Source organism: Streptococcus sinensis (assembly GCF_000767835.1).
In the GTDB taxonomy this organism is placed as follows: Bacteria; Bacillota; Bacilli; order Lactobacillales; family Streptococcaceae; genus Streptococcus; species Streptococcus sinensis.
The window spans coordinates 22,762-37,178 of sequence record NZ_JPEN01000051.1 but is presented as its reverse complement, the minus strand read 5'-3'; the positions used below and the strand labels follow the sequence as shown (position 1 = coordinate 37,178).

The window sequence follows — 14,417 nt, the reverse complement described above, 5'->3', positions numbered from 1 at the left end:
TTTTGTCCCAGCCTCTCTTCACTTATTTCTATAATTTCTCCAACTCTTCATTGAGAAGTTTTTGTGCTACTTGCGGGTTGGCTTGGCCCTTGGTAGCCTTCATGAGCTGACCGATCAGAGACTTAGCCGCATTCTTGTTGCCGCCCTTATAGTCATTGATGGCTTTTTCATTGTTGGCAAATACTTCTTGGATAATAGGAAGAAGCTGGGCAGGGTCTGAGATTTGGATTAATCCTGCTTTTTGTACATATTCCTTAGCAGAACCGCCATTTTTGGCCAGATGAACAAAGACCTTCTTAGCAATCTTAGAGGAGATCGTTCCGTCTGCAATCAGGGCAATCATCTCAGTCAGATTCTCAGGCGTCAGCTCAATCTCAGAGATGGTCTTACCTTCTGCATTGAGGTATTGCGCCACTTCTCCTTGGAGCCAGTTAGAAACAGATTTAGCATCGCCTCCTGCCGCAACAGCTGCTTCAAAGAAGTCTGACACAGCCTTCGTCGCTGTCAGCTGCTTAGCATCGTAGTCAGACAAGCCGTAGTCACCCACATACTTGGCACGGCGTTCTTTTGGAAAGGCTGGCAGGCTGCTGCGTACTTGCTTAATCCAAGCATCTTCAATCTCAAAGATAGGCAGATCAGGCTCTGGGAAGTAACGGTAGTCCGCTGAACCTTCCTTCACCCGCATGAGCAGGGTTTCGCCAGTCGCTTCATCATAACGACGGGTTTCCTGACGGATTTGACCACCGCTACGTAGGATTTCTGCTTGGCGTTTTTCCTCAAAGGCTAGACCCTTGCGGACAAAGTTGAAGGAGTTAAGGTTTTTCAGCTCAGTCTTGGTACCAAATTCTTCCTGACCGTAAGGACGGATGGAAATATTAGCGTCGACCCGCATAGAACCCTCTTCCATCTTGACATCAGAAATGCCTGTGTACTGGATGATTTCCTTGAGGGCTGTCAAGTAAGCATAAGCTTCTTCTGGACTGCGCATGTCTGCTTCCGATACAATCTCAATCAATGGCACCCCTTGGCGGTTGAGGTCTACATAAGAGTAGCCATCGCTGCCGTGGGTATTCTTTCCAGCATCTTCTTCCAAGTGAGCCCGCTCGATACGGATTTTCTTGGTTGTGCCGTCTTCAAGCTCAATCTCAATCCAGCCATTGTAACCAATCGGCTCATCAAACTGAGAAATCTGATAGGCTTTGGGATTGTCCGGATAAAAGTAATTCTTGCGGTCAAAGTGCATCTTCTGGTGAATATCCATGTTCAAGGCCAGAGCAGCCTTGATACCATAGTCAATGACTCCCTTATTCATAACAGGCAGCACACCTGGGAAGGACCAGTCAATGATATTGGTGTTGGCATTTGGATCTTCACCAAAGTGAGCTGGAGCCGGTGAGAAAATTTTTGAATTGGTCTTCAATTCAACATGGACTTCCAGTCCGATAACTGTTTCAAAGTTCATTATTTTTCACCTCCAAAGATAACTGGCTGCTGTTTGTGGTAGTCAGTCGTCGCTTCAAATGCTGCGGCTGCCTGATAGATGGTCGCTTCATCAAAGTGGTTACCAATCAGCTGCAAGCCAACAGGAAGACCATCTGCAAAGCCAGCTGGGATTGAAATACCTGGCAGACCAGCCAGATTAACTGGAATGGTCAAAAGGTCAGCCAGATACATGGCCACTGGATCTTGGTTTTGACTGCCCAAGTCATAAGCAACAGTCGGTGCAGTTGGACCTAAGATCAAATCATATTTTTCAAATACCTTAGCAAAATCCTGCATAATCAAGGTCCGAACCTGACCAGCTTTCTTGAAGTAGGCATCGTAGTAGCCAGATGACAGACTGAAAGTTCCCAGCATGATCCGACGTTTCACCTCTTCACCAAAGCCTTCGCTGCGAGATTTGACATAGACATCTTCTAGATTTTCAATGCCTTCTGCGCGGTAGCCATAGCGAATACCGTCAAAACGCTGCAGGTTAGAGCTAGCCTCAGAGGAAGCAATGATATAGTAAACAGCCACGCCATACTTGCTGTGGGGCAGACTAACTTCTTCAACGATGGCTCCTAGACTTTCCAAGTGCTTCGCTGCTGCCAGAATCGTTTCCTTGACCTTGCTGTCAATTCCCTCACCCATGTATTCCTTAGGCAAGGCAATCTTCATACCCTTAATGTCTTGGCCAATCTTACTGGTAAAATCAGGCACTGCTTCTTGTGATGATGTAGAGTCCTTGGGATCATTACCAGAAATAACATTCAAGAGCTGAGCATTTTCCTTAACCGTCTGTGAGAAAGGCCCTATCTGGTCTAAAGACGAACCAAAGGCAATAAGACCGAAACGAGAAACCCGTCCGTAGGTTGGCTTGAGGCCGACTACACCGTTAAAGGAAGCCGGCTGACGAATGGAACCACCCGTATCTGAACCCAGTGACAGACGAACCTGACCAGAGGCAACAGCTGTCGCTGAACCACCAGATGATCCACCGGGAACCTTGCTGCTGTCCCAAGCATTCTTAGTCGTCTTAAAGTAAGAGTTTTCGCTGGATCCCCCCATGGCGAACTCGTCCATGTTGGTCTTCCCAACGATAATCATGTCCTTACCGTAGAGCTTCTCTACACTGGTCGCATCAAAAATTGGCTTGTAATTGTAGAGTATCTTGGAGGCAGCCGTTGTCAAGATTCCTTTGGTTGAGATATTGTCCTTAACCGCCAACGGAATTCCGCTCATAAGATTGTCTGCATCAATACCCTTAGCATCCAGAGCCGCAGCCTGAGCCAAAGCTTCCTCTTCGCTGACAGTAATAAAGCTGTCCACAGCTGCTTCCCGTTCTTTGATGTCTGCCAAAGTTGCCTGAGTTAACTCTACCGCAGAAATTTCTTTCTTGACCAGCAAGTCATGCAGTTCTTCAATGGTCTTGTGATTAAAAGTCATTAGGCATCTCCTCCGTCATCTAGGATGGCAGGCACTTTGATGTAGCCCCGCTCTTTTTCAGGTACATTTTGGAAAAGCTCTTCCCGGTTCCAGCCCGGCTGAGCCACATCTTCTCGCATATAGTTGATATTGGCAGCTACATTAGAAGTGAAAGGCACCCCCTCCGTGTCCACTTCATTGAGCAATTCGACCATGTCGACAATCTTGGTTAAGGTCGTCGCAAATTCAGCTGTTTCTTCTGGTGAAAAAGCCAGTTTTGACAGCTTAGCAACGTGACTTACTTCTTCTTGAGTAATCTTCATCTCTGATTCCTTTCATAAGATATGTGAGCTTTAGCGACTGAAAATAAGAATTTGAGATGATTTTTTTATTTCCAGAGCTTCAGCTCACCTTTACTTTGACAAGCCAGGGACGCTCATTTATTTGCCATCCGCTAGCTCCTTTCTTCAGCTTCTTCCTGCTATTCTTCAGGAATTCGCATCATTTCATTTTACCATATTTCAGGCTAATTCTTCAATTCCAAATGCAGTTCTTTGAGCTGTCTTTGGTCCACCAAACTTGGACTTTCCAGCATAGGATCAAAGCCAGTACCATTTTTTGGAAAAGCGATGACTTGGCGGATATTTTCTTCCCCAGCCAAAATCATAACCAAGCGATCTAAGCCTAGAGCCAAGCCACCATGTGGTGGGAAGCCATATTCCAAAGCTTCTAGGAAGAAACCAAAGTCCCGCTCATAGTCTTCCCGGCTCATGCCCAATAGCTCAAACATCGCTTCCTGAGCCTTCCGATCATGAATCCGCAGACTCCCCCCACCAATTTCATAGCCATTCAAGACGATGTCGTAAGCGTGGCTGCGGAATTGGCCTGGCTCCTGTCCTTCTTCAAAAATGCCCTGTGTGAAAGGATGGTGCATGGCTTGATAGCGGTTTTGGTCTTCATTCCACTCCAGCAACGGCCAGTCCACAACCCAGAGGAAATGAAGCAGACTTGAGTCAATCAAATCCAAAGCTTTTGCGACTTCTATGCGCAAATGTCCCAAAGCTTCCTGAGCACGACGCTTCTTGGCTATGACTAGCAGGATGAGGTCCCCCTCTTTAGCTTCAAATCGTGCCTGCAAATCCTGGCTTTCAGCCTCAAAGGTACTAGCCAAATCCCCAACCAATTGGCCATTTTCAACCTTTAGACTGGTAAAACGACTGCAGCCAAATTCCTTCATTTCTTGATAAAAATGACTAAGCTGTTTCTTGCTAAAAGCACTAGCCGCATCTGGCACACAGATTCCCATCACTTCCTCTTGGTTATCCAAGGCTTTCTTGATGAGAAGCGAATCATTGGACTGGCACAAATCCGTCAAACTCTTTAGCTCCAGGCCAAAGCGTGTATCTGGCTTATCAGAACCAAAGCGGCTCATGGCCTCTTCGTAGCTGATCGTTGGAAAAGCGTCTTTTAGCTCCAAGCTATGAGTTTTCTTGACAACAGCCTTGAGCATGGCTTCAACTAGCGCTCGAATTTCTTCCTCGCTGGCAAAACTCAGCTCCAAGTCTACCTGGGTAAACTCTGGCTGACGATCGCCCCGCAAATCTTCGTCACGGAAGCAACGAACAATCTGATAATAGCGTTCGAGGCCAGCTCCCATCAGCAACTGCTTGAGCATCTGAGGGCTCTGCGGCAGCGCATAGAATTGATTTTTAAAGATCCGACTAGGCACTAAGAAGTCTCTAGCGCCTTCAGGAGTTGACTTAGTCAGATAAGGCGTCTCCACTTCCAAAAAGTCCAAACTATTCAAATATTCTCGAATAGTTGAGGTGACCTGATGACGAAGTTTGAGGTTATGTGTCATCTTCTCACGGCGCAAGTCCAGGTAGCGATATTTCTGGCGCAGGTCTTCCCCTGTATGGGCATGCTGGTCCAGCTCAAAAGGCAGAACCTTGCTGCTAGCAATGACTTCAATCTTTTCAGCTCGAAGCTCAACCTGACCAGACTTGATGGCCTTGTTGACAAATCGCTCTTCACGCTGAACCACTTGCCCTGTCACTGCAATGACATCCTCTTTGCCAATGTCTTCCAGCTTAGCAAAATCTTCAATCTCACCGCCGACGAAGACCTGAAGCAAGCCCTCGCGGTCCCGCAATTCAATAAAGGCCAGCTTACCGTGATTGCGGATATTGGCCACCCAGCCAGTTGCGGTCATGGTCTGTCCGACCTGCTCTAAACCATAGTTTCCGATAAAAATTTCTTTCATATTCTTTCCCTCTCAAATCCATTTGCAAGCTGCCCTGTCCTTGAGCATATTGGCAACTTTCTTCCAGTATCTCCACTTTTCCTTTTGCAAAATAAAAAGCTTCCGTCTCTGAAACAGACGAAAGCCGTGGTACCACTGTTATTCGCTACCTTAAAAGGCAGCCTCTGCGCTCGTAACGTGAGCAACGTTTGTGCTTGATCACACAAAAGATTACAAAACATGTTCTTCGGTTTTTGCTTTCTTGGTGCTGCTCTCAGCTATCAGCACTCTCTGTGCAAGTCAGCAAGCCTACTCTGCTTCTCTTTTTACTCTTAAATTGTATTTATTATAGTCGAACCGAGGACATTTTGCAAGTGGTTTAAGGCAAATTTGTGATTTTCCTCTGACAAAGAAGCCACAGCTGGCTCTACCACCTGAATCTGATAACCCAGATTATAGGCATCAATAGCGGTATGCAAGACGCAAATATCCGTCAAGACCCCTGTCAAAATGACCGTATCTACCTTTCTTTCCCGCAATCGAATATCTAAATCTGTGCCAGAAAAAGCAGAATAATGACGCTTATCCATCCAAAAGACTCGGGAGTCCGCTTGGTGCTTCTCATAAAAATCCGCCAAGGGTCCGTAAAGATTGCGACCGCTCGTTCCCTTGATATTGTGGGGCGGAAAAAGCTTGCTTTCTGGGTGAAAGGCATCATTTTCATCATGAGCATCAATAGCAAAAAAGATATAATCTCCTCGGTCAAAAGCTGCCTTAGTTACTTGAGCAATGGCTTCAGAAATCGCCTGAGCTGGCGCTCCTGCTGTCAACTTGCCCCCATCTGCGACAAAATCAACTGTATAATCAATGGAAATCAGTGCTTTTGGCATTAGTAGTCCCTCTTTTTAATTTCCTCAAAGACATCTGGAATCAGCACTTTCAGATAAGTCCCTTTCATTCCCAGCGAGCGGCTTTCAATAATCCCAGCACTTTCCAATTTGCGCAAGGCATTGACAATCACTGAGCGGGTAATCCCAATACGGTCGGCAATGACAGAAGCTGTCAGCTGACCTTCATTGCCATTGAGCTCGCCCAAAATAGCTGAAACAGCTCTCAGCTCTGAGTAAGACAGGGTATTGACTGCCATGGTCACTGCTGTCCGGCGTCGGATATTTTTCTCATCCTCTTCCCGCTGGAAGTTAAGCAGCTGGATACCAACCACTGTGCTGGCAATCTCAACCAAAATCAGGTCGTCATCTAAAAATTCTTTATCATTGCGCCAGATAATCAGCGAGCCCAAGCGAATCCCTGAAACATGAATCGGCGCGATAGTGGTCAGCCCATCTGGAAATTCATCCTTGGTTTCCACAGGAAAAATGGTCAAATCATGCGTGACAGGCAGATTGGCCTCTGTCTCATAAACCATGTTCGCTTCTTGGACATAGCCTTCCGGGAAATTCTTATCCTGGAAAAAAGCTTCCACACGGTCATTATTGGTCTTATAGCGCATAAAATAGCCTAGAAGACGGCCCTTGCTGTTAATGATACAGGCATTGCAATGAATAATATCAGCAAGCTGGCGAGTGATTGCATTATAAGGAAGTTCTTCTTGAAGCTGCTCTTCTGAACGTTTCAAGATAGAAGTAATTTTCCTAGTTTTTTCTAATAGGTTTGCCATACATTTACCTCGTATTTGATTTTATAATTATAGCATGAATTTACTAAAATTTCAATAATTATCTGAAAATTGTGTATTGAAGAACAATTATCTACAATTCAACTAATGCTTTATTTTAAACCCTTTTAATTTGATATAGCTTATTTTATAACGAAAAGTGTCAAACCTTTCCAATCTTTTTAAAACAAAAATAGATAAAAAATTATCGAAGATTTTCATCAAAAAACAGCTCCTGAGAGCTGTTGCAAATAAAGATTTAACGGCGATATTGGCGCAAGAAGCGCGTCATTTTTTCTTGGATTTGAGCTAGCTCATCCACCCGCGGTAAATAGACAATTCGGAAATGATCCGGCTCATGCCAGTTAAAGCCTCGGCCATGAACAAGAAGAACTTTTTCCTGCTTGAGAAAGTCCAGCACAAACTGCTCATCATCATCGATGCGGTACATGTTTCGGTCAATTTTCGGGAAAATATAGAGGCCGGCTTTAGGCTTAACAGCCGACAGACCCGGAATATCCTGAATCGCCTGATAGATGAAATTACGCTGCTCATAAATCCGTCCACCAGGAAGCAGCAATTCGTCCACAGATTGATGACCACCGAGCGAGGTTTGGACAACCTGCTGGGCCAATACATTGGAGCACAGGCGCATATTGGATAGCATATTAAGCCCTTCGATATAGCCCTTGACATGCTGCTTGGGACCAGATAGGACCATCCAGCCGACCCGGAAACCTGCGATGCGGTGGGACTTGGAAAGACCGTTCATGCTGACACAGAAAAGGTCGGGTGCCAGACTAGCCACCGGCGTATGGACATGCCCATCCATGACCATGCGGTCGTAGATTTCGTCCGCAAAGATAATGAGATTATTTTGGCGAGCAATTTCTACAATCTCTAACAAAAGATCGTCAGGATAAAGCGCCCCCGTTGGATTGTTGGGATTGATAATAATGATAGCCTTGGTATTGGATGTGATTTTTGACTTGATGTCGTCAATATCTGGGTACCATTCTGCCTGCTCATCACAGACATAGTGAACAGCATTTCCGCCAGCCAGACTGACAGCCGCCGTCCAGAGCGGATAGTCCGGCATCGGCACCAGTACCTCGTCACCATCATCCAAGAGTCCTTGCATGGACATGACAATCAGCTCACTGACGCCATTTCCCAGATAAATGTCATTGATATCCACACTTGGAAACTTCTTGAGCTGGCAATACTGCATAATCGCCTTACGGGCTGAGAAAATCCCCTTAGAATCAGAGTAGCCCTCACTATCACGCGCATTCATAATCAAATCATGAATGACCTCGTCTGGAGCGGTAAAACCAAATTCAGCTGGATTTCCTGTGTTCAGGCGGAGAATTTTTTCTCCATTAGCCCGCATCCGCATCGCTTCTTCCAAAACCGGCCCACGAATATCATAGGCTACATGCTCCAGTTTGCTGGATTTGTTAAATTCTTTCATCCTATTTTCCTCAATTCATCTGAATGGTTTTATTATACCACCAGAAAAAAAGATTGACAACAAATTAAAAAGAGGTCATTCTTTGTGCCCCTTTTCCCATATTGTTTCCGCTCTTTGTAGCAAGAAAAACTTTTCATGCCTTTTCTGAAATAGATAGATAGATTTCGAAATTTTGAGGGGATAGCACTTTAGTTTACAGAAAACCTCTTTTCTGATGTAAATATTTTTTAAAACCTTAGTTATTTGATTATATTTGTGCTTCAGAATTTACTTAATCTTGACTTTTAACAGCTCATTTTGTTATTTTCATCATTTTTTAAACAGGTGACTTCATCAATATCTCTATCGTCTCGATTGCTACTCTATCTTTACTTTTTTTATGAAAAGGGTTACAATAGAGATATTAAAATAGAATTTGAGTTAAAATACGGCTGCCTGATTTTCTTTTCCAAAGCACACTTAGGGCTTCAAAGATTTCGTTACAGCTGCTTTTGAAACTCTCGTGTCCCTTATAAAGAACGGAGGTAGTCCCATGGTTCAACAAAAATATGAAAATATAATGGTCGCTGTTGATGGCTCACACGAAGCTGAGCTTGCATTTGAAAAAGGGGTGAATGTAGCACTCAGAAATGGTTCGCGCCTCACGATTGCTCATGTCATTGATACACGGGCTCTTCAAAGCATTTCAACCTTTGATGCCGACGTCTATGAGGAGCTGCAGGAGGATGCCAAAAAGTTGGCTGAAAAATATAAAGAAAAAGCTCAAAATGCTGGAATTAAACACGTTGACATCGTTATCGAAATGGGAAATCCTAAAACACTTTTGGCTACAGAGATTCCTGATGAGCATAAGGTGGATCTAATTATGGTCGGCGCCACTGGACTCAACGCCTTTGAGCGTTTGCTGGTTGGCTCTTCATCAGAATACATTCTGCGTCATGCCAAAGTGGATTTGCTAGTTGTTAGAGATAAGGAAAAGACTCTGTAAGTGACCATCCTTACTCCATTTCTCTTCAAATACGGAGCATTTCAAAAGACCTGAGATAAGCATTGCAAAATCAAATCTCAGGTCTTTTTTTGCTATTCTGACTAGGCTCCTGTTCAGCTTCCTGCATATTTGGAAAGTAACGACCATTTTTCGAGCAATCAGTATTAAATATTTTTAATTTTAAACTTACTTATCTTGATTTTTATTGCGCTGAGCATAGGCCTGAATCTGTCGCTCTAGTTCTCGTTTAATTGCGGGCTCTGGAGCATATTTTTCTTCCCAGTCATCCGGTTTCAGAATCTTATGCGTCACTAGATCAAAATGCGCTTTTCCATCTGGGAAAATCTTCCCCATATTGGCCTGATGGACAATATCAAAAATCCGCTCAGGATCGACTCCCATCAAGACAAAGCTGCCATAAGTGAAGTAAAGCGTGTCGATTAGGGCATCTACTTGACCGACTAAGGAAACTTCGGCCTCTCGCTTGCTGCGAACCTTGGTAGCCGCCTTATCCAAAGCCTGGTGCATCCTTGAAATGGATTGATCAAATTCTGCTTCGGAACGACTGGCCGCTCTGAGAAATTCAACTAGCTCTTCTAACTTGAAATCAGCACGATGCCGTGCGTCTTCTGGTGTCCAAGCGATTGGCTCTTCCTGCGTGCATTCATCCATCACACCATGAAAGGTTTTTACCTTATTGAAATGATGATCACTGGAAACAAAGACTTTCTCACTTGCCAGAATACCGAAATGTTCCAGCGCGCGATGGATACCATCCTGACTGTTGCTGCTAGTCGTGTGCTTAGCCACTTTCTTGACAGAGCTTGTTCCATTGCCCATAGCAATAGATAAGCCGACACCCGACAGCATTTCTAAGTCATTGTCCGAGTCCCCGAAGGCCATCACTTGATTGATATCAAAGCCATATTCCTTACCAACTCGGCGAATTCCTTCCAATTTGGACATGTCTTGATTGATAATATCCGCTGCATAGGGGCTCGACCGAGTAAATTTCAAATGCGGAAAATCCGCTTCAATCTTTTGACTTTCAGCCGGATCCGCCAATATAAGCACTTGGTAAATCGGCTCTTGAATCAACTGTAAGAGTTCCTTCTCCTGCTGAGGAAGCGCCTTGCCGATAACGCTATTAAAACCACGACTAACTGTTCGAGCCATTTTCTTAGGGATAAGCTGGCTGGCCCACTGAGAAAAGGAACTCATACCAAAAGTCATAATTTTTGAACCTTGCATGGCCTCTGCTGTTCCAAAGGAAATTTCCTTTCGGTACTTCTTGCTGTAGGCAATCAAATCGCGCAGGCTTTGTTTATCAATCGGCGTAGCAGAAATCACCCTGTCTTTTGAAAAAATATACTGGCCATTATAGGTCACCGCAAAATCTAAATCCAGCTGCTCCATAAAAGGTTTGACAAAGAAAGGACCGCGGCCTGTTGCTAAACCGACCAAAATCCCTTGTTCTTTCAAACTTTTAATGGCGGCCTCTGTCGATTTCAAGACGGTTCGACTGTCATTGACCAGTGTTCCATCGATATCAAAAAAGACGGCTTTTACTTCCATTGATTTTCTCATTCTTTCCTTTTATGATACAATAAATTATAACACAATTCACGGAGAAGCTCATCTATGAATAAGCGAATTTTAGTTTTACACACTGGCGGGACCATTTCCATGCAGGCAGACGGAAGTGGCGCTGTCAATAGTAGTCAAGATAACCCCATGAACCATGTAGCCGTGCCTTTAAGCGGCATTGAAGTGGCCGTGATTGATTTCTTCAATATCCCCAGCCCTCACATCACTCCCCAGCACATGCTGGAACTCTACAAAAAAATAAAGTCTGATGCTGACCAATACGACGGAGTGGTTATTACCCACGGAACAGACACCCTGGAGGAAACGGCCTACTTCCTCGATACCATGGATCTGCCTGACATTCCTGTTGTCCTGACCGGAGCCATGAGGAGTTCTAATGAATTAGGCAGTGACGGGGTTTATAATTACCTAACCGCTCTACGGGTTGCCAGCGACGAGAAAGCCTGTGGCAAGGGAGTCTTGGTCGTCATGAATGACGAAGTCCATGCTGCCAAATATGTCACCAAAACACATACCACGAATGTCAGCACCTTTCAAACTCCGACGCACGGCCCTTTAGGTCTCATTATGAAACAAGAAATTCTCTATTTTAAAACGGCAGACCCCCGCGTTCGTTTTGATCTGAATAGTATTTCAGGGCTGGTCCCCATCATTCCAGCCTATGCCGGCATGAAGAAGGAACTCCTAGATATGCTGGATTTGCCAAAGCTAGACGGTCTGATTATTGAAGCCTTTGGCGCTGGCAATCTACCGAGAGAAACTGCTGAAAAATTAACAGAGATGGCAAAAGCAGGTCTCCCCATCGCCCTAGTCTCACGTTGCTTCAACGGCATAGCCGAACCTGTCTATGCTTATGAGGGGGGCGGCGTTAAGCTACACCAAGCTGGAGTCATGTTTGTCAAGGAGCTTAATGCCCCAAAAGCCCGCATCAAATTGCTCATCGCTCTCAACGCTGGATTAACTGGTCAAGAATTAAAAGACTATATTGAAGGATAAGACCAAATAAGCCTGTCATGCTTTTGTGACTGGCTTATTTTGATTAGATAAAGAGCTGAAATACAGACTCTGCTATTTTACTGATATAGTCAATAACCATAACTCGGAACTCCTTTTACTCCTTTTTTAAATTCTTTTTTATAGTTGACTTTAACTGCTACTTTCATCTTGCCACCTCGTTTCTTTTAATGCTGTCATTATAATTCCGAAAACTTAAGGAAGGCTTAGAATTTTCTTGCAGAAAGCTTAAGATGAGCTTCTTACTCCTGCTCTGATATTCATTTCTCTAGGCTCAGCTATGTACTTGGTTAAGAGCTACGACACACATCTCTTCACTTCTCCCTGTCACTGGTTCTTAGCAAGCCTTAAAAACTGGACTTGCTAAGACGCATAAAAACCTAGGAAGTTCTTCGTCCTAGGTTTCTCATTGTTTCCTTTAGTCTAGATAATCCCGAAGCTCCAAATGTCGGGCAATCAGGCGCCAATTGGCATCCTGCCGCCAGTTGGGATTGGTCACAATCTGACTGGCCACTTTGCGCGCTTCTTCCAAAATCGGATAATCCTCCACGATGTCCGCCACCTGAAACTCTGGGATACCAGACTGGCGGGTACCGAAAATTTCACCTGATCCTCTCATCTTGAGGTCTTCCTCAGCGAGGACAAAACCATCTGTGGTCTCCGTCATGATTTTCATGCGCTGCTTCCCAGACTCCGTCTTAGGATTGGCAACTAGCACGGCATAAGACTGCTTGTGACCTCGGCCAACCCGCCCCCGTAATTGATGAAGCTGGCTGAGACCGAAGCGGTCAGCATCCATGATAACCATGATGGTCGCATTCGGAACATTGACCCCGACTTCAATAACTGTAGTTGACACTAGAATATCTGTTTTCCCGACCTTGAAGTCTTGCATAATGGCTTCTTTTTCGTCATTTTTCATACGACCATGGAGGAGAGCCACCTGAGCCTGATTGGCAAAGTAGGCCTTGAGCTCTTCCTCTAAAGCAATCGCGTTTTTCAAGTCCAAAGCCTCTGATTCCTCAATCAAGGGAGAAATGAAGTAGACTTGGACGCCCTTGGCCAGCTCTTTTTTCATCCAGTCCAAGACCACTTCCAACTGCTCATGCTTGACCCAGCGAGTAATGATGGGCTTGCGGCCGGCCGGCATCTGGTCGATGATGGAGACATCCATATCGCCAAAAGAGGTAATAGCCAAAGTTCGAGGAATAGGCGTGGCTGTCATCATGAGAACGTCTGGATTATTTCCTTTTTCCCGCAAAATCCGACGCTGGTCCACCCCAAAACGATGCTGCTCATCGATAATGACCAGACCCAGTCGATGATAGACTACCCCTTCCTGAATCAAAGCATGGGTGCCAACCACCATGTCTACTTGCCCCGCCGCTATTGCAGCCAAGGTCTCCCTGCGTTCAGCAGCTTTCATACCACCAGTCAGGAGGGCCAGATTCAGTTCTGGAAAAAGCTGAGTCAGGCTGTCAAAATGCTGCTCTGCTAGGATTTCTGTCGGAACCATTAGAGCAGACTGGTAACCTGCTGTATGGGCTGCATACATGGCCAAACCAGCCACCACGGTCTTACCACTACCAACATCTCCCTGCAGGAGGCGGTTCATGTGAACTGGTGATTGCAAATCACTGAGAATTTCTCCTAAACTCCGCTTCTGAGCCTCAGTCAGGGCAAAAGGCAGCTCGGTCTTCTTTTGAGCCAACATTTTTTCCTGCCAAGGGATAGCTAGTCCCTGGCTGACATCCTTGGTCTCGTACTTTAGAACTTGCAACTGCATCTGAAAATAAAACAGCTCTTCAAATTTAACCCGACGCAAAGCCTGCTTATATTCCGCCAAATCCTTAGGAAAATGCATAGCCCGCACAGCTTGAGTGCGCCCCAAAAGCTGATAGCGCTCCCGAAGGACAGGAGGAAGATTTTCCTCTAACAATTGATCCAGCCCTTGGTCAAATGCCGTCTTAATCAGCTTGACTAGACTGGCCTGACTAATCCCTTGAGCTACTCGATAAACTGGCTGCAAGTCGTCTTCAACCTGAGCTAAAACCTTCATCCCTGTCAGACTGGCCTTGGCTTTGTCCCACTTGCCGAAGACGGCTATACTAGCCCCCACTTCAATCTTATCTGCCAGATAAGGCTGATTAAAAAAATTGACTGCAATCGCAACTTCTCCCTGCTTAATGGTAAAGCGCAGGCGATTGCGTTTGTAGCCATAATACTGGACATTGGCTGGGGTCACGACTTGACCAGAAACAACCGCCTTCTCTCCATCCTCCAAGTCTAAGACATTCTTGCTCTTAAAATCCTCATAGCGAAAAGGAAAATAAAGCAGCAAATCCTGCAAACTCTCTAAGCCCAGCTTGGTAAATTTTTCTGCTGATTTCGGTCCCACACCAGGCAGAACCGTCAAAGGTTGGTGTAAATTCATAATTCCTCTTTCAGTTCTGATACTGCTGCGGTGCTAAAATCACAGACAAGGGAGGAAGCAAGCTAGAACATTATC

11 protein-coding genes are annotated in these 14,417 nt (G+C 45.2%); 2 read left to right on the top strand and 9 right to left on the bottom strand.

Annotated elements, in window-relative coordinates; translation table 11 throughout:
* Positions 1 to 28: 28 nt before the first annotated feature.
* From gatB to SSIN_RS03460, 7 genes are all read right to left on the bottom strand, one after another.
* The gene (gene gatB, locus SSIN_RS03490; protein WP_037615837.1) at positions 29 to 1,462 is read right to left on the bottom strand and encodes an Asp-tRNA(Asn)/Glu-tRNA(Gln) amidotransferase subunit GatB; all 1,434 of its coding nucleotides are present in this window, start codon (positions 1,460 to 1,462) and stop codon (positions 29 to 31) included.
* Positions 1,462 to 2,928 carry an Asp-tRNA(Asn)/Glu-tRNA(Gln) amidotransferase subunit GatA gene (gene gatA, locus SSIN_RS03485; protein ID WP_002929536.1) on the bottom strand — a complete coding sequence of 489 codons (1,467 nt, stop codon included), beginning with the start codon at positions 2,926 to 2,928 and terminating at the stop codon, positions 1,462 to 1,464. The genes gatB and gatA overlap by 1 nt, the downstream gene beginning before the upstream one ends.
* Complete coding sequence (gatC, locus tag SSIN_RS03480) at positions 2,928 to 3,230, bottom strand: Asp-tRNA(Asn)/Glu-tRNA(Gln) amidotransferase subunit GatC (protein ID WP_002896305.1); 303 nt, start codon at positions 3,228 to 3,230, stop codon at positions 2,928 to 2,930. Before gatC ends, gatA begins: the two co-directional genes overlap by 1 nt.
* Before the next feature lie 203 nt (positions 3,231 to 3,433).
* Positions 3,434 to 5,170: an aspartate--tRNA ligase gene (gene aspS / locus SSIN_RS03475; protein ID WP_037615833.1), complete on the bottom strand. Its 1,737-nt coding sequence runs from the start codon at positions 5,168 to 5,170 to the stop codon at positions 3,434 to 3,436.
* Positions 5,171 to 5,481: 311 nt separating this feature from the next.
* Positions 5,482 to 6,039: a cysteine hydrolase family protein gene (locus tag SSIN_RS03470; RefSeq protein WP_037615831.1), complete on the bottom strand. Its 558-nt coding sequence runs from the start codon at positions 6,037 to 6,039 to the stop codon at positions 5,482 to 5,484.
* Positions 6,039 to 6,827, bottom strand: coding sequence for a GTP-sensing pleiotropic transcriptional regulator CodY (gene codY, locus SSIN_RS03465; protein WP_037615829.1), 789 nt, complete (start codon positions 6,825 to 6,827; stop codon positions 6,039 to 6,041). The genes SSIN_RS03470 and codY overlap by 1 nt, the downstream gene beginning before the upstream one ends.
* 256 nt (positions 6,828 to 7,083) lie before the next feature.
* Positions 7,084 to 8,298 (bottom strand): pyridoxal phosphate-dependent aminotransferase, encoded by a 1,215-nt coding sequence (locus tag SSIN_RS03460; RefSeq protein ID WP_037615827.1) that lies wholly within the window; start codon positions 8,296 to 8,298, stop codon positions 7,084 to 7,086.
* Between the two features lie 532 nt (positions 8,299 to 8,830).
* Between SSIN_RS03460 and SSIN_RS03455 the strand changes: the two genes are divergently transcribed.
* Positions 8,831 to 9,286 (top strand): universal stress protein, encoded by a 456-nt coding sequence (locus SSIN_RS03455; RefSeq protein ID WP_037615825.1) that lies wholly within the window; start codon positions 8,831 to 8,833, stop codon positions 9,284 to 9,286.
* Positions 9,287 to 9,472: 186 nt separating this feature from the next.
* Here the strand turns inward: SSIN_RS03455 and SSIN_RS03450 are convergent, their stop codons facing one another.
* A complete protein-coding gene (locus SSIN_RS03450) occupies positions 9,473 to 10,861 on the bottom strand; it encodes a Cof-type HAD-IIB family hydrolase (RefSeq protein WP_037615823.1) in 1,389 nt (462 codons plus the stop codon).
* A 66-nt stretch (positions 10,862 to 10,927) separates the two neighbouring features.
* On the opposite strand from SSIN_RS03450, the gene SSIN_RS03445 reads away from it, so the two are divergent.
* Entirely contained in the window at positions 10,928 to 11,890 is a 963-nt protein-coding gene (locus SSIN_RS03445) for an asparaginase (protein WP_037615820.1), read from the top strand.
* Between the two features lie 436 nt (positions 11,891 to 12,326).
* Here SSIN_RS03445 and recG read toward each other — a convergent pair whose 3' ends face one another.
* Positions 12,327 to 14,342, bottom strand: coding sequence for an ATP-dependent DNA helicase RecG (recG, locus tag SSIN_RS03440; RefSeq protein WP_037615817.1), 2,016 nt, complete (start codon positions 14,340 to 14,342; stop codon positions 12,327 to 12,329).
* Between the last annotated feature and the right edge of the window lie 75 nt (positions 14,343 to 14,417).

Excerpts from the sequence above, each read along its gene's own strand:
- SSIN_RS03445 (WP_037615820.1), top strand. The coding sequence starts at position 10,928 with ATGAATAAGCGAATTTTAGTTTTACACACTGGCGGGACCATTTCCATG.
- gatB (WP_037615837.1), bottom strand. The coding sequence starts at position 1,462 with ATGAACTTTGAAACAGTTATCGGACTGGAAGTCCATGTTGAATTGAAG.
- gatA (WP_002929536.1), bottom strand. The coding sequence starts at position 2,928 with ATGACTTTTAATCACAAGACCATTGAAGAACTGCATGACTTGCTGGTC.
- gatC (WP_002896305.1), bottom strand. The coding sequence starts at position 3,230 with ATGAAGATTACTCAAGAAGAAGTAAGTCACGTTGCTAAGCTGTCAAAA.
- SSIN_RS03470 (WP_037615831.1), bottom strand. The coding sequence starts at position 6,039 with ATGCCAAAAGCACTGATTTCCATTGATTATACAGTTGATTTTGTCGCA.
- SSIN_RS03455 (WP_037615825.1), top strand. The coding sequence starts at position 8,831 with ATGGTTCAACAAAAATATGAAAATATAATGGTCGCTGTTGATGGCTCA.
- codY (WP_037615829.1), bottom strand. The coding sequence starts at position 6,827 with ATGGCAAACCTATTAGAAAAAACTAGGAAAATTACTTCTATCTTGAAA.
- recG (WP_037615817.1), bottom strand. The coding sequence starts at position 14,342 with ATGAATTTACACCAACCTTTGACGGTTCTGCCTGGTGTGGGACCGAAA.
- SSIN_RS03460 (WP_037615827.1), bottom strand. The coding sequence starts at position 8,298 with ATGAAAGAATTTAACAAATCCAGCAAACTGGAGCATGTAGCCTATGAT.
- aspS (WP_037615833.1), bottom strand. The coding sequence starts at position 5,170 with ATGAAAGAAATTTTTATCGGAAACTATGGTTTAGAGCAGGTCGGACAG.
- SSIN_RS03450 (WP_037615823.1), bottom strand. The coding sequence starts at position 10,861 with ATGGAAGTAAAAGCCGTCTTTTTTGATATCGATGGAACACTGGTCAAT.